Source organism: Petralouisia sp. (assembly GCF_056822245.1).
Genome location: NZ_JBQIOP010000003.1, coordinates 63635 through 85002, shown reverse-complemented (window position 1 = coordinate 85002; position 21368 = coordinate 63635). Strand labels below are relative to the sequence as shown.

Below are 21368 nucleotides of genomic sequence, written 5' to 3'. Positions count from 1 at the left end.
TCTTCTGCCTTTCCTGACCTGAACTGTAACAAAAATGACGCAAACTGTCTTTGCGCCATTCCATTCTCTCAATATTTAACCAACGGAATCATATAATTCTTATTCACGCCCTGGAATCATCACATTCAGCACAAACCAGTTGGCATTGATTTTAACCGTCATGTTTCCCTGATATTTTTCTGCCGAACGCCGGATGCTTTTCAGCCCATATCCGTGATTTTTCTTATCTGCTTTTGTTGTTCCCGGCAATCCCTTCGATACCGGAACAGATCTGCTGATGTAATTTTCCACTTTGATAAATACAAACTGCCGCTGTGACGAAATGGAAACGTGAATCATCCGTTTGTTTTCCTCCGGCTCTAGCAGTTCCGCCTCAATGGCATTGTCCAGCGCATTGCCGAATATGGTGCATATATCCGTTACATGCATAAAATCCAGCAGCTTTCCGTCTGCCACACAGGTTATCTCAATATGATGCTTTTTTGCCTGCATCAGCTTACTTTCCAACAATACGTCCAGTACCGGATTTCCTGAGTCTACAATATTTTTATAAGAATCCAGCTCCTGCTCCATGCTGTCGAGCCATTGTTCCCTCTTTTTCTCATCTGTTTCCATTCTAAGGGCTGTAATCTGGTGCTTCAGATCATGGTATTTCAGATTTACCAGCTCCATGCTCTCCTGATGGTTCAGATACCGGTCATACTGACACCGGAGCACTGCATTCATGGCGTAGGACTCTTTTAACAGCGACCGTTCTCTCATATTAAGCTGAAAAATCAGAATCAGCCCCAGTCCCAACAGATTGATAAACGCCCTTAATTTAAAACTGTCATAAAACGACTGGCTTGAAAAAGGAGTGTTCGGAAACACATAACTGAGATTGCTGAATAAGAAAATGCTGATTACAATCGCAATTGCGCTGAACATCTCCTGCTTTGATACATATAGCTCCGATCCCCGGTTCAGCAGCGACCTTTCCGCAAACCAGATTCCGGCAAACAAAGCCCCGTATATCCCCGCCACCAGGCCATACTCCAGGAACGGCGATTCAATTCCGGACACATACCGGAAATGATAATAAATCACCCATTCAAAAGAAGCCGCAAATTCACTGAGCAGAAAGGCGCAGGATGCAGCGTATATCCTGTTCGTTCTGCTTTCCCTGCAGGAGACGGAAATCATTCCGTACAGGGAACATGCCGCTGCTGCCATCACCGGAAGCCACAGCCATGTGGGAACATGCTCTGTACAGACAAGCAAGAGACTCTGCAGAATCAGAAACAGAATGGCCGCTGCGCCAAGCCCGGGAGGATTCCTCTTTCTTTTCAGGAGAAATATATAAACCATACAGGCTCCCCATTGGGCAAACGCGGTATAAATTCTCGGAATATCATGATAAAGTGTCTGGAACAGTTCTTCCAGCTGTTCCGGCAAAATTACCGTCATTATTTCATCACCTCGCTGATATATGCCGCCAATGCATCCATAAAAAGTTTTCTTCTCGCCCGGGCAACCGGCAGGCTCTCTCCGTTGATCCTGCAGTTGCCTTCCAATATCGTATCCACATATTTCATATTGACCAGATACCCTTTATTAATGCGGAAAAATCCGCAGGGCGCCAACAGGTTCTCTGTCTCCTTCATATTTCCCCGGCATGTGAATATCTCCCTCTGGGTATGATAGTTCAGCGTATGGCTCTGGCTTTCCACGTAATAAATTTCATTGACGTCCATTTTTCTGAAACCGCCTTTGAGCGAAATGGTCACAAAGCAGGTTTTCCGGCTTTTAATCCTCTCAACCGCTTTATTCAGTTTCTGGGAAAAGATAAAATATGTCACCGGCTTCAGAATATAGTCCAGAGCGTCCACTTCATATCCGCGGATTGCGTACTGGGTCATATTTGTTATGAAAAAAATAATCACCTGGGAATCCTGCCGCCTTATTTCTTCCGCCGCCGACATCCCATCCATAAACTTCATCTGTATATCCATCAGAATAATATCAAACTGGGCCTTGTATCCGCTGGTAATTTCATCTCCGTCCCGATAGACGGTAAGTTCAAACTGTTCTCCCATTTCCTCCTGGTACTGCTTCAGATATTGTTCTAATTTGCTGATGTAAAGCTCCTCGTCCTCAACAATTGCAATCCTAATCACGGTGCGCCGCCCTCTTTCATTCCACGGTTTTCTCTCTCTGTAAATCGCATTCTCATCATACACTATCTTTTGCTTGATTGTCTATATCAAATAAAATCCATCATTTCCATACGAAAAAGGCAGTGTCAGCGGATTCCAACATCCATTGACACTGCCTTATGAGAGTTGCGGGGGCAGGATTTGAACCTGCGACCTTCGGGTTATGAGCCCGACGAGCTTCCAGACTGCTCCACCCCGCGTTGACATTTCTTATTATATTCCAAATACTTGTAAATGTCAAATTATTTCTGATACTTTTTTCCCAACTACTGAATCTGATAATTTTTAAAACACCGGTAACTCCAACCTGCCAGTACGGCTATCAGGCAGAAATATACCGCCGGAACCCACTGGAAAAAGTAAAAACAGTGATTTCCAATGGACAACAGATGATGGTATGCCACGCTTCTTGCATAATACATGGACGTGGGCAGGCTGCATACCAGCATGTACAAAAACCGGTTGTCCGCCGCCAGATTCACCAGAAATATCGGGGCAAATATAAATGCAAAGCATATAATAATCACGCCAAAAGGCGTTTTCATTTTGGCGGAACAGAACATCACAATCATGGCTGTCATACACAAAGCCGCCGCACTGCAGCCCAAAGCAATGCCAAGAAACTCCAACAGATTCACAGGAAGGTTCAGATAAAATCCTTCCACGCTTGCCTGAATGGGAAGGTTCCATCCGCTGAGCCCATAAACTGCCTGAATTTCCAGCAAAAATATGATGGAGAATCCCAAAGCTGCAAACAGGGCAAAGGAAAGCCCCGTCAGAATCTTTGCCTGGATCAGCTTATTTTTTCCATATCGGGAGGACAGCACCAACGCATCCATGCGGGAAGTACGCTCTCCTGCAAACATGGGAGCAAGGATCACCGCCACCGCAAAGGCCAGAAAGATAAAGTTGGGCGCCTGCATCTTGAAATAACTGTCAAAGCCCAGCATATTTCCATAGGCATAAGGCGTCTTTATTTTCTCATTTTCTTTCTCATGAAATATGATTTCCTGTTCTGACAGTTCCTCTCCCTGAAAGAACAGCTCCATCATTCTGTGCCGGTTTTCATAAAAATTAGTTCCGTCTATCTCTTCTATATCTAAATCGCCGATACGGTTCTTCATCATTGCCAATAACGTATACAAGGCGCTGTATGGGGCATAGACTTTATAGTATTCTTTCCAGTATTGGATTAAATTCCCCTTTGCTTTCGGGTTGTCTGATATTCCCTCCATCGTTTCAGAAAATTCTTCCATATCCTCCTGCATTTTTTCAAAAAATTCCGGATTCAGCTCCTGCACCTCCAGATGTTCCAGGGCGTAACGCTCCTGCTTTATCATCTGATAATGACTGTCCACTTTTTCGCCTTCGATATAATACTCTCCCAATGTACCGCCGATGCCTGCAAACAACACCCACAGGAGAACCGCCCCTAATGCAATCCATGTAGAGCGTTTCTGGAAAATTTTTTTATATTCATATCCTGTTAAATTCAACAGTTCTCTCATTTGCCGAGCCTTCCTTTCTGACGTGATTTTCCTTTGAACTCAGAACTTCCCGTCTATCCAAACGTATTGAAACTATCAAGCGAAAACTTCTGTTTATTTTCCCTGCTCTGTTTCGCTGAAATAGTAAAGGTACAAATCTTCCAGGGAAGCTTCCACGGAAACAGCCGTTTCTGCCGGCTTCTCTTGGCATACCAGACGCAGAAGCGTTCCGTTTTGCCCCTCCCGGATATTTAACACCGGATACGCTTTCGACAGTTCTTCCGCCGTTTTGCTGTCTGCTGTGCACTCCCAGACTTTCCCGTCAATGACCTGTATGATTTCCGAAAGGCTGCCCTGATGAATAATGGCGCCGCCCTTCATCACCAGAATCACATCCGCAATATGCTCCACATCTGATACGATATGAGTGGAAAGCAGAACAATCCGCTCCGTTCCAAGCCTGGAAATCAGGTTTCGGAACCTGACCCGCTCTTTGGGGTCCAGACCGGCTGTGGGTTCGTCCAGCACCAGTACCTTGGGATCGTTCAAAAGGGCCTGCGCAATGCCAAGCCTTTGTTTCATTCCGCCGGAAAATGTTTTGATTTTCTTCTTTGCCACCGGGGACAAGTCCGTAAGCTCCAGCAATTCCAACGCTGTTCCCCGGGCCTGCTTTCTGGGAATGCCCTTTAAGGAGGCCAGATACATCAGAAAATCCATGGCCGAAAAATCCGGATAATACCCAAACTCCTGGGGCAGATATCCCAGGATATCCCGGTATGCTTCCTCCTCCACTTTCCTGCCATCGTACAGAATTTCCCCGCTGTCCGGCTTCAGCACTCCGCACATCATGCGCATCAGCGTTGTTTTCCCCGCCCCGTTTGCCCCCAGAAGCCCATAAACCCCTTGTTTCAGGGAAAGGGATACCCGATCCACGGCCAGTTTATTCTTATACTGCTTTGTTACCCTGTCAAAAATTAATTCCATTTTGATTCCTCCATTCTGCTGTCAGGCCGGATACAGATTTCGATTCCATTCTGCTGTCAGGCCGGATACAGACTTTCATTCCATTCTGCTGTCAGACCGGATACAGATTTTTATCCCATTCTTCTATCTCATGGCGGATCTGCCAGATTTGCCTTGCCAGAAGCGCTGCAAATATCAGCAATGCAATGAGCCAGGCATAAAATTTGCCATCCCCGTAAACGGTTCCCAAAAACCTGCCGGCTGTCAGGCCGATTCCGATGATAAACAGTCCCAGGGCGCAGCAGTACCAAACGCTGTCCCGGCCTTTCACATATTTTTCAATCTGAAATGCCAGTACGCAGGTGCACATCCATGGAACTGTCAGATACACAGCTCCCCGAAACAGGCTTATCTGCTCTTTTTGAGCCAGAAACGGCAGCGCTGACAGTATCAGAAGAAAATCCACTCCGCTGACTGCTCCCATCCGAATCAGCAGAATCTCCTGCAGATTGTGTTTCGCTGACTGCTCCAATTCTGCCATGCCATATGCGGCAGAACGGAAGGTTTCTGTTACTGCCAGTACCGCCAGCAGGGGCATAACCGCCGAGAAACACCAGAGCATTCCATAACGCCCCGCACTTTGTCCGTAATGTTCCCCATATGCCAGGGCCGCCGCTGCAAGCAGCAGAGACAGCAGCCAGACCGATTTGCGGATATAGCCAACCTGAACTGCAATTGTTTCTATAGGGCCGGTTCTCGGATAGGGCAGTTTACGCAGAAATTCTTCTTTTCTTCCAGGCGCCGGGGCCGGATACAGCTGCCGCAGTTCTTTTTTTATCTGGGATTTTGAAACATTTGACATATTGAATCTCTCCTTCTGAAATGATTAACGTTTGAAGCAAACCGTATGTGTCAGAAACAACATGCCTTTTCACGATAACATCCGCTTCAGCCGCTTCAGCGCTTCCCGCTCCATCCGGTACTCACTGCTTCGGGACAGCCCGGTGATATTGCAGATTTCCCTGACGGATAGCTCATTGACATACCGCAGCAAAATCAATTCCTGCATTTCCTCCGGCAGTTTTTCCACGGCCATCTTAAGATGAAGCGCTGTTTCCACCTGCTCCATGGGATTTTCCGATCCCTTTTCTGCGATCAGCCGGTTCCTGCTGCAGACCTCCTCCGAATATGCTTCCCCGGCCAGCTTCTCCCGTTCCGGCTTCCGGTAGAAATCAATGCACAGGTTCCGGGCAATGGTGTAAAGATAAGCCAGCTGTTTGCCCCGGTGCACATAAGACGTCTGGGCAAAATACCGAAGAAAGGTTTCCTGTGTCAAATCTTCTGCCAGGCAGCGGTTATTTACTTTGAAATAACAGTATCGGTATATCTTATCGTACTGTTCGTTGAGATCTAACGACACAAAAAATCCCCCTTTCAAAGTGATTAACGTTTCAGATGGCAGTAATGTGTCAAAAAGCAGGGAACCACAATGCTTTTTAAAACAGCCCTTCCATCTTTTATTGGCAATCCCAATATATATCTGTCCTCCATTTTTTGTATTATTATGTCATAATTCACATAAAAAATAAAAGAGACACGATCCAAAAGACTGAATGAGCAGAATTTCCGCTGCAGCCAGGAACATGGATGGTAGTATGTGACTGTTAACGTTTATTACTGAATAGACGTTATTTTTTCATGAAAATTTACATTTTTTCATGGCAGGATATGGTTTATATAAAATTATGCAGACAAGAAGAACTATGGATTATACTTTAACTATCAAATATGAAAGGGAAAAGAAAAATGAAAGAAAACTTCAAAAAAAATGTTGGAAATTTTGTAATTTATATCGGAAAACACGCGGTAGGAAAATGTTTATCTCCAGGATTTTTTGAACCTAAAATTCCAGATCTTTTTAAAGAAAACAAAAATGAAAGACAGAAAGCAAATAGTTTTCAGGGCAATAAACACAATAACTGAAAAATATTTAAAAATAACAGAGGCGGTAACATATTTTTTCGGATATGTTACCGTTTTGATGTAAATACCATGAAAAATATTTCTGTTTGATTCCACAATATATTACTCCATGAACCAGAATACATACTGTTTAACTGCCGTGGCAATAACCATTGCTTTTAAAAAAATTTAGATATATAATAATAAATATTCTTGAATAATTAATAAAGAGGGGTTTAAAAAACTATGCAAATACTGCAAATACTTCCATATTTTTTTAGTGTTTTTATCTATCTGTTAGCCATCTGCTGCTTTTTACCATTCAAGTTAAAATTCAGCCAGAAATTACTTCTTTCTCTGATATTGTTCATTAATTTACTGATGATCGGATTTGTGTTTGGAAATGGCGGAGTGATTCTTTTGATTATAAGTTCCTGTATCTACCTGTCTTTCATCGATACAAACCGAATCATGAATATCTGCGCTTTTATAATCTCTTACCTTTTTTGTGTAATATGCGATAACATTTATTCCCTGGCATGGGACAGGTTTGTCTATCCACTTACTGATACAATATCTAACTTAACATTTTACACTATTTACATCCTGTCATTTACAGCTGTTCTTGCCTGTATCTGCCCCATAGCAGGAAAACTGCTCCGATTTATGTTCCGCAAAATACACACTAATATATCAAAACACCTTCAGCTTCTTATAGCCACAAACCTGACAGCCTGCCTGTTTATTTTTTTATTTAATATCATTATGGGGGAATCTGTGGGGTATACCCGAAAAATCGTAACTTTTAACTGCATCCTCTTTGCCTGTTATTTTACAGTAAGCGCCTTTTTGATTGTTACGATTATTAAATCATATTTAGATAAAAAAGATATGGAAATACGTCAGGATTCTTACGACAAACTACAGGAATATACGAACCAGATTGAAGATATGTACTCTTCCCTGCGTTCTTTTAAACACGACTATTCAAATATCATGCTTTCCATGTCAGGCTACATCGAAACAAATGATATCAATGGTCTGCGAGAATATTTTACAAACGAAATCCTTCCATTGAGCAAAAATATTACAAAAAGCACCGCACATTTAAATCAGCTTATAAATATTAAAACCACGGAATTAAAAAGCATTATTTCCTCCAAGTTATTATATGCCATAGAATTAAATATTGAAGTGGGTACGGAAGTTACAGAAGAAATTTCAGATATTCCGATGGATACCTTAGATTTATCCCGGATCATCGGAATTTTCCTTGATAATGCAATCGAAGCCGCCCTGGAAACGGATGCCCCTTCCCTCCGATTTGCCCTGATTAATCTGGAAAAAGAATATATTTTTGTTATTTCCAATACATTTCTGGAAAAAGAAATTCCTTATGCTTCACTGGCAAAACCCAATGTATCTTCAAAAGGAGCCAACCGGGGGCTTGGACTTTACAACGCCCATTCCATTATCTCAAAACATAATCACGTTTTTTTGGATACGGAAATTCTGAACGAGAACTTTGTACAGCGGCTTCATATCTCCAAACCTCAGGCATAAAATGTATCACTGTTTTCACTCCTGTTTTTTACATACAACGGCAGGAGTGAAAAAGCTTCAAAAACAGCGGCAATCAGCATCAGATATGGGATGGAAGAATCCTTTATAACAAAAGTAATTACCATATATCCCAGAACAATGTTAACAGCTTTTTTCTTCATTTTTCTGCGGCTTTCTTTTGAAAACGGGTTATTTTCTGTTCCCTGGGGACCGACTGTCATAATAATCCCAAGGCATACAATATAAACAAAAATCATATGCTCCAGTTCCATAGTAAGCCTCTGGGACAACAGAACCCCTGCTGTCACAAAAATTCCCGTTCCCAATACACAGGCAGAGCTCTTTTTAAAGTGCACCCCTCCAACTGTCATTTTTAACATGCCGTTGGCAGTCAGAAGAATTGCCGACTCTAAAAACATTCCGGCTATTTGAGCGGCAATCAGGATTGCGCCAATCATAATAAAATTATGAATCAATATCTGCACGCCAAGGAGCATCCGCATCCGATCCATTTCATTCCAAATTTTTCTATCAGCATCTAAATAATTTACAATTTTATTTGCCATTGTTTCCATGTTCATCATCTCCTGATAACAGAATAACAGAATTTGACAAAATTGCATATTTCTGTAATAAATGTTGTTTGACGCTGAATTTCTGTCATGCTGCTTACACTGATTATTCCTTCTGATACGCTTATTATTTTGCTGTCATTCCGATCAAGAATATTGTATAATAGAACCAACCTGAATATGAGGAGTGAAATATATGATTGATATTTACATCTGTGAAGACAACCAAAAACAATTGCATCTTTTTGAAAAATATATCTCAAATTTAATCTTAATTGAAAACCTTGATATGAAAATCGTACAAGCCACTTCAGATCCCCATGAAGTTCTGAAAAAAATCCTGACCGCAGAACATACAGGACTTTTCTTTCTGGACATAGATTTAAAATCTGACGTAAACGGCTTAACACTCGCACAGCGAATCCGGCAAATACAGCCCCGCTGCTTTATTATTTTTATTACTTCCCATTCTGAAATGAGTTTCCTTACCTTCCAGTACAAGGTGGAAGCCCTGGATTTTATTATCAAAGACACTCCGGAACATATTAAATCCAAAATTCACGAATGCCTTTTGGATGTGGAAAGCAAATATACCTCTCTGAACAATATGGTAAACCGAACCTTTACCATCAATCAGAATGACAAGCATATTACCATTGACTATAACGACATTGTTTTTTTTGAAACTTCAAGCAATATCCATAAAATTATACTCCATGCCAAAAAGCGCGTCATTGAATTCAGCGGTCAGCTAAAAGATGTGGAGCAGCAGTTAGACTATCGTTTTTACCGCTGCCACAGATCCTATCTTATTAACAAAGATAATATTTCTGAAGTGGACTTTAATGAACTGGTTGTATATATGAATAATGGCGAAACATGTCCCGTTTCAGTAAGATTAAAAAAGGGCCTGAAAAAACTTATGCAGTCATGATACAGCTGACCAGCCATTTTCACAGACTTTCTGATTGAGTGCCCATGAAAGGGGCTGTCGGGAAATCGCACTTTCCCAACAGCCCCCTTTTATGAGTAGATTTTATGTTCCGGCAGTTTCTACTCTTCCTCCGTCTCAACAATCACCGTCTCTGTATTTCCTTTTTCCGCACATTCCAGCACTGCCGCCGCCAGTCTGCGGAAATTTCCCCCTGAATGGGACGCTCCTGTTACGATATCAATATCATCCGCGCTCTGATCTGCCAATAATTCTGCTGCATAAGTTCTGGTATACCGGTTGGGATACGTGCCCATCACGGAATTCATATTTTTCATATATGCATTATCCCATGCCTTGATAAAGCCGCTTGGGTTCTGGGCGTTAAACTCCACGCTTACAATTTTATTGTCCATCACGCAAATCTTAACATACTCTTTCCATCCATGGGAATACTCATCCATCATTGCAGTATAATATCCGTCCTTCCACTTACCGTCCGCTTTTTTGCCGCCGCACCCGGAAGCCAGAAGCGCTGTCAAAATCAGGCAGCCCAGGAGCAAAAACCTGTAATTTTTCCGCAGGCATGCCAATTGCCTGGTTAAAGATACCGCAGAATTCTCTGTCTTATATTCCATTTTATCTGTCCCTCCTTAACCGGAATTGTCCGGAAATATGCTGCAGCCCTTCCGCCTGCTTCTGAAGCTTCTGACTTGCAGTGGTGCTTTCATAACTGGAATTCAGATTCCGCTGCGCCACATTGCTGATCTGGCCAATCTGTTCCGCCATATTTTCCAGAGATTCCTTCTGGACGCTTACCGACTCTTCCAACTGTTTTGTAATATCCGTCATTTTAATGGTCACTTCATTGATATCATCAAAGGTTTCCGCCGCCTGTTTTGCATAAATGACGCCGTTTTCAATGGCTTTTAAGGAGCTGTCAATCACCTCTGACGCATGTTTGGCAGATTCTGTGCTCTGGGCTGCAAGCTCCCTGACCTCAGCGGCCACTACTGCAAATCCTTTTCCGAATTCTCCTGCCCGGCTGGCCTCCACAGAAGCATTCAATGCCAGCATATTTGTCTGAGCTGCAATATTTTCCAGAATCCGGTTCACCTTGGTAATCTCCAGGGAATTGTTGTTGATATCTTCCATTGCTTTCAGTAGATTCTTCATATTCGCATCCCCGGTGTCCATGCTTGCCTTTGCTTTCTCCATCAGTTCACCGGCTACCCTGGTGTTATGATTCACCTCAGAAATATTCTCTTCAATGGCCCTGGTTTCCTCTGTCAGAACCATCAGGGAATCAGACTGTTCACTGGAACCTGTATGTACCAGAACTGCGCTTTCAGACACAATTCCTGCCGTTTCCAGCACTGCTTTGGAAGAATCCTGCACAGACATCAGCATCTTGCTTAAAGAATTAATTATGCTGTTTAAGGATTCCTTCATAATTACAAAATCTCCGTTAAAGTCCCCTTCCACAGACACATCAAAGTCTCCCTGGGAAATTCTGGAAAGAATTTTGGACAGCTCAGAAATATAGCCGTTGATGCTTTCCACCGTATGGCTCAAAGATGCAGAAAGCACCTGAGTCTCATCTTTGGACCTGCTGATTTTCGTAGGCGTCTTTAAATCCCCGTTAGCCAGAAGCTCAATCCGGCTGGTAACGCCTTTCAGGGAATTCTTGATTTTGGAAGCGTAGGTAATTGTATAAATTCCTGCCGCAAACAATGTTCCCAGGGTAATGTAAATCCCAAGCATAATACTGTCGTTGGCCGGCCCCATAAAATCATTTCTGGGAACAATAATTGCAAGAAACCAGTCTGTTCCGTTGATAGACGCATAACCAATCAGCCTGGTATCCTTTTTATTTTCATAAGTCATCACTCCGGTTTCCCCGGAAACAACTTTTTTCTCTATTTTCTCCACGCCGACATACTCTGCCAGGTCTGCCTGGGCCCGAACCAAATCGGTGTTCCTGTGGCCCATAATCCGGCCTTGTGTATTCACAATAAAAGCTTCTCCATTGGCGCTGATATTAATGCTGCTTAACACATCGCTTAAAATATCATAATTATAGCTTCCCACCAGATAGTAAATCAGCTGACTGTCTGCATTTAAAATCGGAAGCCCTACTGCAAGCTCCAGCACGTCTCCATTTTCGTAAATGTCGTCGATTACCATATTCTGGGTTTCCTGAAGAAGCGGAAACAATTTTCTCTCTGTCAACGTTTCCGGACATTTTGCATCGCCCTGATACAGCTTTCCTTCTGCATCATACAGCCCAAGCCATGAAAATTCAATTCCTGCCTGGGCATTATCCAGTACAGCCTGTTTTTCCTCCTGTGAACTGGCCGGATTGACAATGGCTTCATTTTCCCCTATTACAAAAATCCGGTCTGACAGCATGTGCAGATTCCCCTCTAAGTTCTGAGAGGCCGTTTTCGTCATGGACGGAAGTACATCAGACAATACGCTGTCTGTCAATGATCTCATGGAACTGGCCATTAACACAACAAATATCACTGCCAGACAAATCATCATAAGATCCGTGTTGAGCAGTATCCGCCCGCTAATACTCCTTTTCGCTTTCACTTCATGTTCCTCCTGCCTTACTTCTTTTTGATGTAAACGTCTTTTTTATTCTACTACGAAATAATTTGAAATTCAATACAACAATTTGCTTTCCCTTTGTCCTGTTTTCCAGTATACTGTCAGTAAGAAATACATTTACAAAAATGATAAAAGGAGCAGTATATGTCCAACAATATTTTTTACACCCTTCAGAAATCAGCTTATCTGGATCAGAAATTACAAGCGTATGCAGACAGTGATTATTATCCTTTTCACATGCCCGGCCACAAACGCACGGACAAGCTGAGTTTTCCAGACCCCTACTCTGTTGATATTACGGAGATTGACGGGTTTGACAACCTGCACCATGCCGAAGGCATTTTAAAGGAGGCGCAGATGCGGGCTGCTGATATTTTCGGTGCAAAAGCAACCTTCTATCTGATTAATGGCAGCACCAGCGGCATTTTAAGCGCAGTCAGCGCCGCCCTTCCCCCTAAGGGCACGCTTCTGATGTCCAGAAACAGCCATAAATCCGCTTACCACGCTGCATATTTAAGAGAACTGGAAACCATTTATCTGCTTCCTGCCGCTGCAGAATTCGGTATTTCCGGTTCTATTCCGCCTGCTTATGTTGCGCAGGCTCTGCATGATTTTCCCCAGGCAGGGGCAGTATTTATCACCTCTCCCACCTATGACGGCGTTGTCTCTGATATCCAGGCCATCGCTGAGCTTGCCCATGCCCGGGGCATTCCTCTGATTGTAGATGAAGCCCACGGCGCCCATTTTGCTTTTTCCAGGGAGTTTCCTTCCCCTGCCCTCAGATGCGGCGCGGATATCGTGATCCAAAGCCTTCACAAGACTCTGCCCTGTCTGACCCAGACGGCCCTGCTTCATGTGAATTCCAATCTGATAGACATAAGCCTCATCAAACGTTTTCTTGACATATACCAGACCAGTTCCCCCTCTTACCTGCTGATGGCTTCCATGGAACGGTGCGTCCGGTTTCTGAAAGAAGAAAGCGCAGGATATCTGGCGGATTTCACAGAAATGCTGCAGAAATTTTATCAAAAAGCCCAACATCTGCAGCATTTAAAGGTTTTTCAAAAATCCTTCTGCCCGCCGGAAGTATGTTTTGACCATGATTTTTCCAAAATATTAATTTCTGTGGGAACCACCGGCCTCACCGGAAAAGAACTGTATGACATTCTGCTGCATACTTATCACCTGCAGATGGAAATGTCCTCGGGCCACTACGTGACGGCGCTGACCTCCATGATGGATGAAAAAGACGGTTTTCAGCGGCTTATTTCCGCTTTGGACGACATAGACCATAAATACTGCGCTTCAGATTCAGAGGCTTCCCGCAGGCTGCTGACTGCAGAGATGATTTACCAGATGCCAAAGCCCAGCATGTCCATTTCCGCCGCCATCAATCAGGACACGGAGCTGCTGCCTTTAAAAGCCTCCACCGGCCATACCAGTCAGGAGTATATTTATCTCTATCCGCCCGGGATTCCGCTGGTTGCCCCCGGGGAAATTATGACCGGAAAACTGCTTTCCACCATTGCCCAATGCCAGAAGCAGGGGCTGTCTGTGGTGGGTCTGAGCGATATGGAAAACAGCCGTATTAAGGTAGTGAAGCTGTAAACAGATGAAAATATTTCTTTTGCAATTTTCCACCACCTATACTATACTATAAAAGGGCTTTTTGACCGCCCCGAAAATAAACAGATATATAAAGGAACATCATGGGAAAAATATTTTGCTTAATGGGAAAAAGTTCCTGCGGAAAAGACACCATCTACAAAAAAATTTTATCGGACGCTTCCCTTCCTTTAAAAACACTGATCCCTTATACCACCCGTCCTGCTCGGGACGAAGAAACAAACGGCGTGGAGTATTATTTTTTAACAGATGAAGAGCAGAAACAGCTTGCCCTGCAGGGGAAAATCATTGAGCTGCGGGCTTACCATACCGTTCACGGCGTATGGAAGTATTTTACTGTGAACGACCATCAGCTCAATCTGGAGCATCACCATTATCTCATCATCGGGACACTGGAATCTTATCTCAAGTTACGGGAATATTTCGGAGCTGATTCCCTGGTTCCTCTGTACATTGAACTGGAGGACGGGGAACGGCTGCAGCGCGCCCTGAACCGGGAACGGATACAGTCGCACCCTAAATATCAAGAGCTCTGCCGGAGATTTTTAGCGGACGACCAGGACTTTTCCCAGGAAAATCTGGCTCAGGCGGACATCAGGATATCCTTTGTCAATGATGATCTTAACTGCTGCATCCGGAAAATTATTTCTTATATACAGGCAAATATATAAGATGCTCTGTTTTTAACTTTACAATACAGGGGAAAAAACCGATAATAATAGTATAAATTCTGAAAACGCACAGACAGAGAGGCAGGTGATTCCATGGCGCTTAAAGTAGATTCCGTCAATGCCCTGCAGCCGGTGGAGGCAGCTCAGCAGGCAGAAAAAGGCGACGGAACTTTTAAATTTACCCTGGCAAGCCAGGTGGAAGAGGCCGAACTGCAGGAAAAGTTAAACGGCCTGATGAACGACATTACCGCTCAGGGCCAAAAGCTCTCCGAGCATATGGATATCCGGGATATGAAAAAGTACCGGGAACTGGTCAAAGATTTTCTCAACGAGGTTGTGAACCGATCCCACAAATTTTCCAGAGAGAATTTTTTAGACCGCAGAGGACGCCACCGGGTATACGGAATTGTGAAACTGGTGGATAAGAATCTGGATGACCTTGCCAGTGAACTGGTGAAGGACGAGAAAGACCATCTTACAATTTTAAGCAAAGTAGGAGAAATCCGCGGACTGCTTCTGGATATCTCCACTTAATATACGGAAATGAGGAATGATTATGGCAGGCTTTTCAAGCATTATCGGACATGAACAAATCAAAGAACACTTACAGAATGCAATTTCCATGGATAAAGTATCTCATGCCTATATTTTCAACGGACCGGATAAATCCGGAAAAATGATGTTGGCAAAAAGCTTCGCTATGGCCCTTCTGTGCCAGCAAAAAGGTACAGAAGGCTGCATGGCCTGCCATTCCTGCAGACAGGCATTATCCGGGAATCATCCTGATATCATCTATCTGCAGCATGAAAAACCAAATACCATTTCCGTAGACGACATACGAAAGCAAATCAACAGCGATATTGCCATAAAGCCTTACGCCTCCCCTTATAAAATATATATCATTGATGAGGCGGAAAAGATGAACCCCCAGGCACAGAATGCGCTGTTAAAAACCATAGAAGAACCTCCGGCTTATGCTGTGCTTCTGCTGCTGACCGCCAATGGAGATTCTTTTCTTCCGACGATCTTATCCCGGTGCATCACACTGAATTTAAAAGCGGTCGCAGATGACAAAATCCATTCTTTTCTGATGAAAGAATACCAGATTCCGGACTATAAAGCGGATATCTGCACCGCCTTCGCCCAGGGAAACGTCGGAAAAGCCATTCAGCTGGCAGGCTCGGAGGATTTCAATGAAATCAAGAACCTGGCCCTGCAGCTTTTAAAGAGAATCAAAGAAATTGAATTGTATGAAATGATGGAATCCATCAAGCAAATCAGCAATTATAAGCTGGAAATCAACGATTATTTCGACATAATGACCATCTGGTATCGGGATGTGCTGCTCTACAAAGCAACCTCAGATGCAAATCATCTCATCTTCCGGGATGAGGTTTATAATATAAAAAAGCAGGCCAGCAAAAGCTCCTATGAAGGAATTGAGAACATTATCAAAGCACTGGACAAAGCTAAACAAAGGCTGAACGCCAACGTGAACTTTGAACTGGTAATGGAATTGCTGCTGCTGACAATAAAGGAGAATTAAATTATGATAAAAGTCGTTGGAGTCAGATTCCGCACCGCCGGAAAAATCTATTACTTTGACCCCCAGGATTATGAGATCACCCTGGGAAGCCATGTCATTGTAGAAACGGCAAGAGGCGTGGAATTCGGCACCGTTATGATCGCTCCAAAGGAACTGGAACCGGAGCAGGTGGTTCAGCCCTTAAAGCCCGTAATCCGCGTCGCCACACCGGACGACGAGAAAACGGAAGCCAAGAACCGCCAGAAAGAAAAAGAAGCTTTCAAAATCTGCCTGGGCAAAATCCAAAAACACAAAATGGAAATGAAACTGGTGGATGCAGAATATACCTTTGACAACAATAAGCTGCTGTTTTATTTTACGGCAGACGGCCGTATTGATTTCCGGGAACTGGTGAAAGACTTGGCTTCCGTATTCCGCACCCGGATTGAGCTCAGACAAATCGGCGTACGGGATGAAACCAAGATTCTGGGCGGCATCGGCATCTGCGGACGGCCTCTCTGCTGCAATACGTTTCTGGCTGAGTTTGCGCCGGTATCCATTAAAATGGCAAAAGAGCAGAATCTTTCCCTGAATCCCTCCAAAATCTCCGGCGTCTGCGGACGGCTGATGTGCTGCCTGAAAAATGAGGAAGAAACTTACGAATATTTAAACAGCCGCCTTCCCCATGTGGGCGATTACGTAACCACCGACGATAAACTGAAAGGCGAGGTCCACAGCGTTAATGTCCTGCGCCAGACCGTCAAAGTTCTGGTGGAAGTGGACGATGAAAAAGAGATCCGGGAATACAAGGTGGAACAGCTCAGATTCAAGCCCAGAAGAAAAAAAGAACACCTGAAATTATCGGCGGAAGAATTAAAAGAACTGTCCGCCCTGGAAGATAAAGGAAAATCTAAGATAGACTGATGTTTTACAGCCAATCTGATCTGTACATGACTGATATTTTGCAGCTTGTCTGGTCTGTGCATGACTGACACTTTGCAGTTTCACTTGTCTGATCTGTACATCTGGTACTTTGCAGTTTCGCTTGTCTGATCTGTACATCTGGTACTTTGCAATTCCGCTTGTCTGGTCTGTACTGACAGTCAGGCGGATGCATAATTTTTAGAGGAGTTAAATTTATGGCAGTTGAACTTTTGGAAGAAGAACGTTTAGACGAACTGCACCGGAACGGATACTTCATTATCCAGAATCCCCAAAAATTCTGTTTTGGCATGGACGCCGTTCTCCTTTCCGGCTTCGCCAGAGTCAAACCCGGGGAAACGGTACTGGATCTTGGCACCGGAACCGGCATCATTCCCATTTTACTGGAAGCCAAAACCCCGGGAAAACACTTTACCGGCCTGGAAATTCAGCTGGAAAGCGCAGATATGGCGCGGCGCAGCGTAGCCTACAACCATTTAGAAGATAAAATTACCATAGAAACCGGCAATATCAGAGATGCTTCCGCCCAATTCGGAGCATCTTCTTTTCATGTAATAACCACGAATCCCCCTTATATGACAGACCATCACGGCCTGACCAACCCCAACGAAGCCAAAGCCATTGCCCGCCATGAGATTCTCTGTAACCTTGAGGATGTTATCCGGGAAAGCTCCAGGCTTTTAAAACCCCAGGGGCGGTTCTACATGGTACACCGGCCTTTCCGGCTGACAGAAATCATGGTGCTGATGCGCCAATACGGCCTGGAGCCAAAGCGCATGAAGCTGGTGCATCCCTTTGCAGATAAAGAACCGAATATGGTTTTGATCGAAGGGCTTCGGGGCGGCAATCCAAGGATTACGGTGGAAAAGCCTTTGATTGTTTATAAAGAACAGGGGGTATATACGGATGAGATTTATGAGATTTATGGGTATTAACATTCCTGTTAATCCTTTTACAAAAGTAGTTGTGAACTCTAATTTAAGACATAAGAAAGTATGATTAATGCTTCTAAAATAGTTCAAAAGGCAGTGAATACCAACGCTCCCCCAGATGTTTTTACCGAGACAGATGAGGAATTTGCCAGCGGAATTGTATGGCTGGCAAAGATGTCTGGTCAGTGGACGGGGCAATTTGATTTAAACGATTATGATACAGATGGTGAAAAGGTATTAATACGTAAGGTATTAATACCTTTTTATTTTCGGTGTTTCTCCCCAGTAGTACAAGTTTTATGATCTGTCAATCTGCTGATATTTTTCAGAACCTCCAGCAAATATCCTTTTTTCTCATCCGGACAGGATTCGTATACATCAACCAGAGTAAACGGAAGGATCTTCTTGTCAGATTCACCCTTTAACAGGTAATCCAGACTAACACTAAAAAGGTTGGAAAGATAAATCAACTTATCAATGGAAAGACCCGTAATTCCACGTTCCACTTCACTGTAATGTTTCACAGAAATATCCAAAAGTTCCGCCATTTTTTCCTGTGTCAGATTGGAATGCAGACGGCAGGAACGCAGGCATTTTCCCATATTTTTCTTATAATCATCATTTTTATTGTAGTAAGGTTCCATTTTTATCTCCTTATTGGATGGTAAATTTGACTCTTATTATAGGGTATCATTTTTAAAACAAACATAACCTAAAAAGTTATCATATATACATGTAATAAGTTTATACACTATATAACTAATTAGGTGTTGTAATACACAACCATTAAGGTTATAATGAAAGAAGATTAACGGAACGTCATATGGAGGTATAAATGAATATGAGAAACAGAAAAAATTGGAAACGGTTGTTCGCGGCAATTATCAGCGCCATTCTCTTCGTTCCAATACCTATAGCGCAGGCAAATGAGGAACAGGCTGTTGAAAGTATAAAAGCAGCAAAGGTTTATGGGAAAAACAAAAGTGCAGACGCAGATGGATTCCTCATTCAAAATGGAATTCTAGAGAGATATTCAGGAACAGCGGAAGAGATAGAGATTCCATTTGGCGTAACAAAAATAGGCTATCGGGCATTTTACAGATGTAAAAATCTCAGGTCTGTAAAACTCTTACATAGTGTGACAGAAATAAGCGGAAGCGCCTTTGAAGGCTGCAGCAGCTTAGAAAAGATCCTTCTTCCAGATACTTTGACAAAAATAGAAAGTCTTGCCTTTTTAGGCTGTACCAGCTTAACCAGTGTTACTATTCCAAAAAAAGTGTCATACATTTCAGGCAATATATTTCAAACTTGCAGTAACCTAGAAGAAATAAAAGTAATAGAAGGAAACAGCAGTTACGTAAGTGTAGATCATTGTCTGTACAACTACGATCAAACAGAAATCCTTATCTGTCCGCCTAAGAAAACAGAAATAAACCTGCCAGGCAGTGTGAATACAATTGGTTCCGGAGCTTTCAGAGGCTGCAACAGCCTGCAGGAGATAAAGCTCCCTGAGGGCGTGGCAGAGATTGGTTCCGGAGCTTTCAGAGGCTGCAGCAACCTGACAGATATTCATATTCCTGCAAATATGGAATATGAATATCTGTCAGGAAGCACATTCGAAGGCTGTAGCAGCCTGACACAGATAGACGTATCAGAAGAGAACAGTAAATATGCAGGAGAAGAGGGATGTCTATACAATAAGGATAAAACAAAAATCATTGCTTATCCGGGAGCGAAAGGAGCACTTACTATTCCAAAGAATGTAAAAGAAATTAGTTATGAGGCATTTGAAAATAGCAGTAATTTAACAGAAATCGTTATTCCGAACAATGTATCTAAAATAGACAGCAGTGCCTTCTGGGGCTGCAGTAATTTGTCAAAGGTAGAGGTATTGGAAGGAAATGCGAATTATGTAAGTGAGGAGGGATGTCTGTATGACAAAAATAAAACAGAAATTCTTATTTGTCCAGGTGGAAAAACAGAAGCTGCAATTTCTCCAGGAGTAACAAAGATAGGCCATTATGCATTTTATCAATGCAGCAGCCTGACACAAATAGATATTCCAGACAGCGTGGAAGAGATTGGTTGGAATGCTTTTAACGGCTGCAATAACCTGACAAAAATCTATATTCCAAAAAATGTAACAACTATTGGCGAAGGAGCCACCTTTTCTGACTGCAGCAGCCTGACACAAATAGTAGTATCGGAAGAAAACAGTCATTATTCCAGTGATGAAGAAGGATGCCTGTATAACAAAAATAAAACAGAAATCTATGCTTGCCCGGGAAGTAAAGCAGAAATGATAATTCCCGATAGTGTATACACTATCAAGTCTGACGCATTTGCATGCTGTAAGAATCTGACAAAGGTAGTTATTCCGGAAAGTGTAAAAACAATTGAGATAGAAGCATTTGTAGACTGTGATAATCTGACTATTTATGGAAAAGCCGGTTCCTATGCTCAGACTCACGCAGAAGAACTCAAGATACCGTTTATTGCCACGAGTGATGCAGTACAGCCAAGCGAAAAAAAGATTTCTGATTGCCAGATTGCCATAACTCCCACATCCTATACGTATGACGGTACAGCCAAGACGCCGCTCGTCACTGTCAAAGATGGAACTGTTACACTAAAAGCAGGGACAGATTATAACACAGAATACAGGGACAATATCAAAGTTGGAACTGGGAAAGCCATTTTAACGGGAATGGGAAATTATAAGGGAACGGTTACAAAAACCTTTACCATCCAAAACGCACCCCAGAATGATTCCGACAGCAGTTCCCAGAATAATTCTAACAGCAGTTCCCAAACTGGTTCTAAGAATCTGACCTGCGCGAAAACCATTTACAAAAAAGTGTATGGAAATAAACCCTTTTCCCTGGGTATCTCATTAAAGGATGAAAGGGGCGCCCTGACCTGCACCAGTTCCAACAAAAAAGTCCTGACAGTGACTAATAAGGGAAAGGCAACCATCAAAGGAACCGGGATCGCCGTGATAACAGTCAAAGTCGACGCAGCGGGGAAATACAGCGCAGAAAGTGTAAGGATTACAGTAGAAGTCAGCCCAAAAAAGCAGATTGTGAAATCATTAAAGACTACAAAAGGGCGGAAATTAAAGGTAAGCTGGAAGAAAGACGGGCAGGCCACAGGATATCAGGTTCAGTACAGTATGGATAAGAATTTCAAAAAGGGGACAAAAACAGTCAAGATAGCTAAGAATAAAGCGACATCAAAAACAATTTCGAAGCTGAAAACCGGAAAGAAATATTATGTAAGGGTGCGTTCCTATAAAAATGCCAAAATAGATGGAAAATCTAAAAAACTGTATAGTGCATGGAGCAGCGAAAGGAGAAGCGGAAGTATCAAAAAGTAACGAACTT

Annotated in this window: 20 protein-coding genes and 1 tRNA gene; 10 read left to right on the top strand and 11 right to left on the bottom strand. The window is 43.0% G+C overall.

The features are described 5' to 3' along the window. Positions 1-99: 99 nt before the first annotated feature. The 7 genes from ACTO17_RS02095 to ACTO17_RS02065 all read right to left on the bottom strand — a co-directional run bounded on the left by ACTO17_RS02095 (position 100) and on the right by ACTO17_RS02065 (position 6065). On the bottom strand, positions 100-1446 hold the full coding sequence (locus ACTO17_RS02095; RefSeq protein WP_172537924.1) for an ATP-binding protein: 1347 nt from the start codon (positions 1444-1446) through the stop codon (positions 100-102). Beyond that, the gene (locus tag ACTO17_RS02090) at positions 1446-2156 is read right to left on the bottom strand and encodes a LytR/AlgR family response regulator transcription factor (protein WP_482556719.1); all 711 of its coding nucleotides are present in this window, start codon (positions 2154-2156) and stop codon (positions 1446-1448) included. The genes ACTO17_RS02095 and ACTO17_RS02090 overlap by 1 nt, the downstream gene beginning before the upstream one ends. A 165-nt stretch (positions 2157-2321) precedes the next feature. Next, positions 2322-2395 (bottom strand) — tRNA-Met (locus ACTO17_RS02085). Positions 2396-2461: 66 nt separating this feature from the next. Continuing rightward, positions 2462-3703 carry a hypothetical protein gene (locus tag ACTO17_RS02080; protein WP_482556718.1) on the bottom strand — a complete coding sequence of 414 codons (1242 nt, stop codon included), beginning with the start codon at positions 3701-3703 and terminating at the stop codon, positions 2462-2464. 93 nt (positions 3704-3796) lie between these two features. Next, positions 3797-4666 (bottom strand): ABC transporter ATP-binding protein, encoded by an 870-nt coding sequence (locus tag ACTO17_RS02075; protein WP_482556717.1) that lies wholly within the window; start codon positions 4664-4666, stop codon positions 3797-3799. Between the two features lie 91 nt (positions 4667-4757). Continuing rightward, on the bottom strand, positions 4758-5507 hold the full coding sequence (locus tag ACTO17_RS02070; protein WP_482556716.1) for a hypothetical protein: 750 nt from the start codon (positions 5505-5507) through the stop codon (positions 4758-4760). A gap of 69 nt (positions 5508-5576) precedes the next feature. Then, positions 5577-6065, bottom strand: a complete 489-nt coding sequence (locus tag ACTO17_RS02065) for an RNA polymerase sigma factor (RefSeq protein ID WP_172539362.1) — start codon at positions 6063-6065, stop codon at positions 5577-5579. 386 nt (positions 6066-6451) lie between these two features. On the opposite strand from ACTO17_RS02065, the gene ACTO17_RS02060 reads away from it, so the two are divergent. Continuing rightward, positions 6452-6628: a hypothetical protein gene (locus ACTO17_RS02060; protein ID WP_482556715.1), complete on the top strand. Its 177-nt coding sequence runs from the start codon at positions 6452-6454 to the stop codon at positions 6626-6628. 756 nt (positions 6629-7384) lie between these two features. Further along, positions 7385-8170, top strand: a complete 786-nt coding sequence (locus ACTO17_RS02055; protein WP_482556714.1) for a sensor histidine kinase — start codon at positions 7385-7387, stop codon at positions 8168-8170. On the opposite strand, the gene ACTO17_RS02050 is transcribed toward ACTO17_RS02055, so the two are convergent. Continuing rightward, on the bottom strand, positions 8161-8745 hold the full coding sequence (locus ACTO17_RS02050; protein WP_482556713.1) for an accessory gene regulator ArgB-like protein: 585 nt from the start codon (positions 8743-8745) through the stop codon (positions 8161-8163). The genes ACTO17_RS02055 and ACTO17_RS02050 overlap by 10 nt on opposite strands. Positions 8746-8938: 193 nt before the next feature. Here ACTO17_RS02050 and ACTO17_RS02045 point away from each other — a divergent pair, with 193 nt between their 5' ends. After that, positions 8939-9676 (top strand): LytR/AlgR family response regulator transcription factor, encoded by a 738-nt coding sequence (locus ACTO17_RS02045; RefSeq protein WP_482556712.1) that lies wholly within the window; start codon positions 8939-8941, stop codon positions 9674-9676. A 119-nt stretch (positions 9677-9795) separates the two neighbouring features. Here the strand turns inward: ACTO17_RS02045 and ACTO17_RS02040 are convergent, their stop codons facing one another. Together ACTO17_RS02040 and ACTO17_RS02035 are read right to left on the bottom strand one after the other, a co-directional pair. Further along, positions 9796-10311, bottom strand: a complete 516-nt coding sequence (locus tag ACTO17_RS02040; RefSeq protein ID WP_482556711.1) for an FMN-binding protein — start codon at positions 10309-10311, stop codon at positions 9796-9798. A 1-nt stretch (position 10312) separates the two neighbouring features. After that, positions 10313-12271, bottom strand: a complete 1959-nt coding sequence (locus ACTO17_RS02035) for a methyl-accepting chemotaxis protein (protein ID WP_482556710.1) — start codon at positions 12269-12271, stop codon at positions 10313-10315. A gap of 162 nt (positions 12272-12433) precedes the next feature. Here ACTO17_RS02035 and ACTO17_RS02030 point away from each other — a divergent pair, with 162 nt between their 5' ends. From ACTO17_RS02030 to ACTO17_RS02005, 6 genes are all read left to right on the top strand, one after another. Beyond that, a complete protein-coding gene (locus tag ACTO17_RS02030) occupies positions 12434-13897 on the top strand; it encodes an aminotransferase class I/II-fold pyridoxal phosphate-dependent enzyme (RefSeq protein ID WP_482556709.1) in 1464 nt (487 codons plus the stop codon). Positions 13898-13998: 101 nt separating this feature from the next. Next, complete coding sequence (locus tag ACTO17_RS02025; protein WP_482556708.1) at positions 13999-14586, top strand: nucleoside/nucleotide kinase family protein; 588 nt, start codon at positions 13999-14001, stop codon at positions 14584-14586. Positions 14587-14679: 93 nt separating this feature from the next. After that, positions 14680-15120: a YaaR family protein gene (locus ACTO17_RS02020; RefSeq protein WP_172537519.1), complete on the top strand. Its 441-nt coding sequence runs from the start codon at positions 14680-14682 to the stop codon at positions 15118-15120. A 22-nt stretch (positions 15121-15142) separates the two neighbouring features. Further along, positions 15143-16132 (top strand): DNA polymerase III subunit delta', encoded by a 990-nt coding sequence (holB, locus tag ACTO17_RS02015; RefSeq protein ID WP_172537520.1) that lies wholly within the window; start codon positions 15143-15145, stop codon positions 16130-16132. A 3-nt stretch (positions 16133-16135) separates the two neighbouring features. Continuing rightward, a complete protein-coding gene (locus tag ACTO17_RS02010) occupies positions 16136-17035 on the top strand; it encodes a PSP1 domain-containing protein (protein WP_482556707.1) in 900 nt (299 codons plus the stop codon). Positions 17036-17250: 215 nt separating this feature from the next. Beyond that, positions 17251-17988 carry a tRNA1(Val) (adenine(37)-N6)-methyltransferase gene (locus tag ACTO17_RS02005; protein ID WP_482556706.1) on the top strand — a complete coding sequence of 246 codons (738 nt, stop codon included), beginning with the start codon at positions 17251-17253 and terminating at the stop codon, positions 17986-17988. A gap of 260 nt (positions 17989-18248) precedes the next feature. Here ACTO17_RS02005 and ACTO17_RS02000 read toward each other — a convergent pair whose 3' ends face one another. After that, a complete protein-coding gene (locus ACTO17_RS02000; RefSeq protein WP_482556705.1) occupies positions 18249-18629 on the bottom strand; it encodes a helix-turn-helix domain-containing protein in 381 nt (126 codons plus the stop codon). A gap of 197 nt (positions 18630-18826) precedes the next feature. Between ACTO17_RS02000 and ACTO17_RS01995 the strand changes: the two genes are divergently transcribed. After that, on the top strand, positions 18827-21361 hold the full coding sequence (locus ACTO17_RS01995) for a leucine-rich repeat protein (RefSeq protein WP_482556704.1): 2535 nt from the start codon (positions 18827-18829) through the stop codon (positions 21359-21361). The last annotated feature ends 7 nt before the right edge of the window (positions 21362-21368 follow it).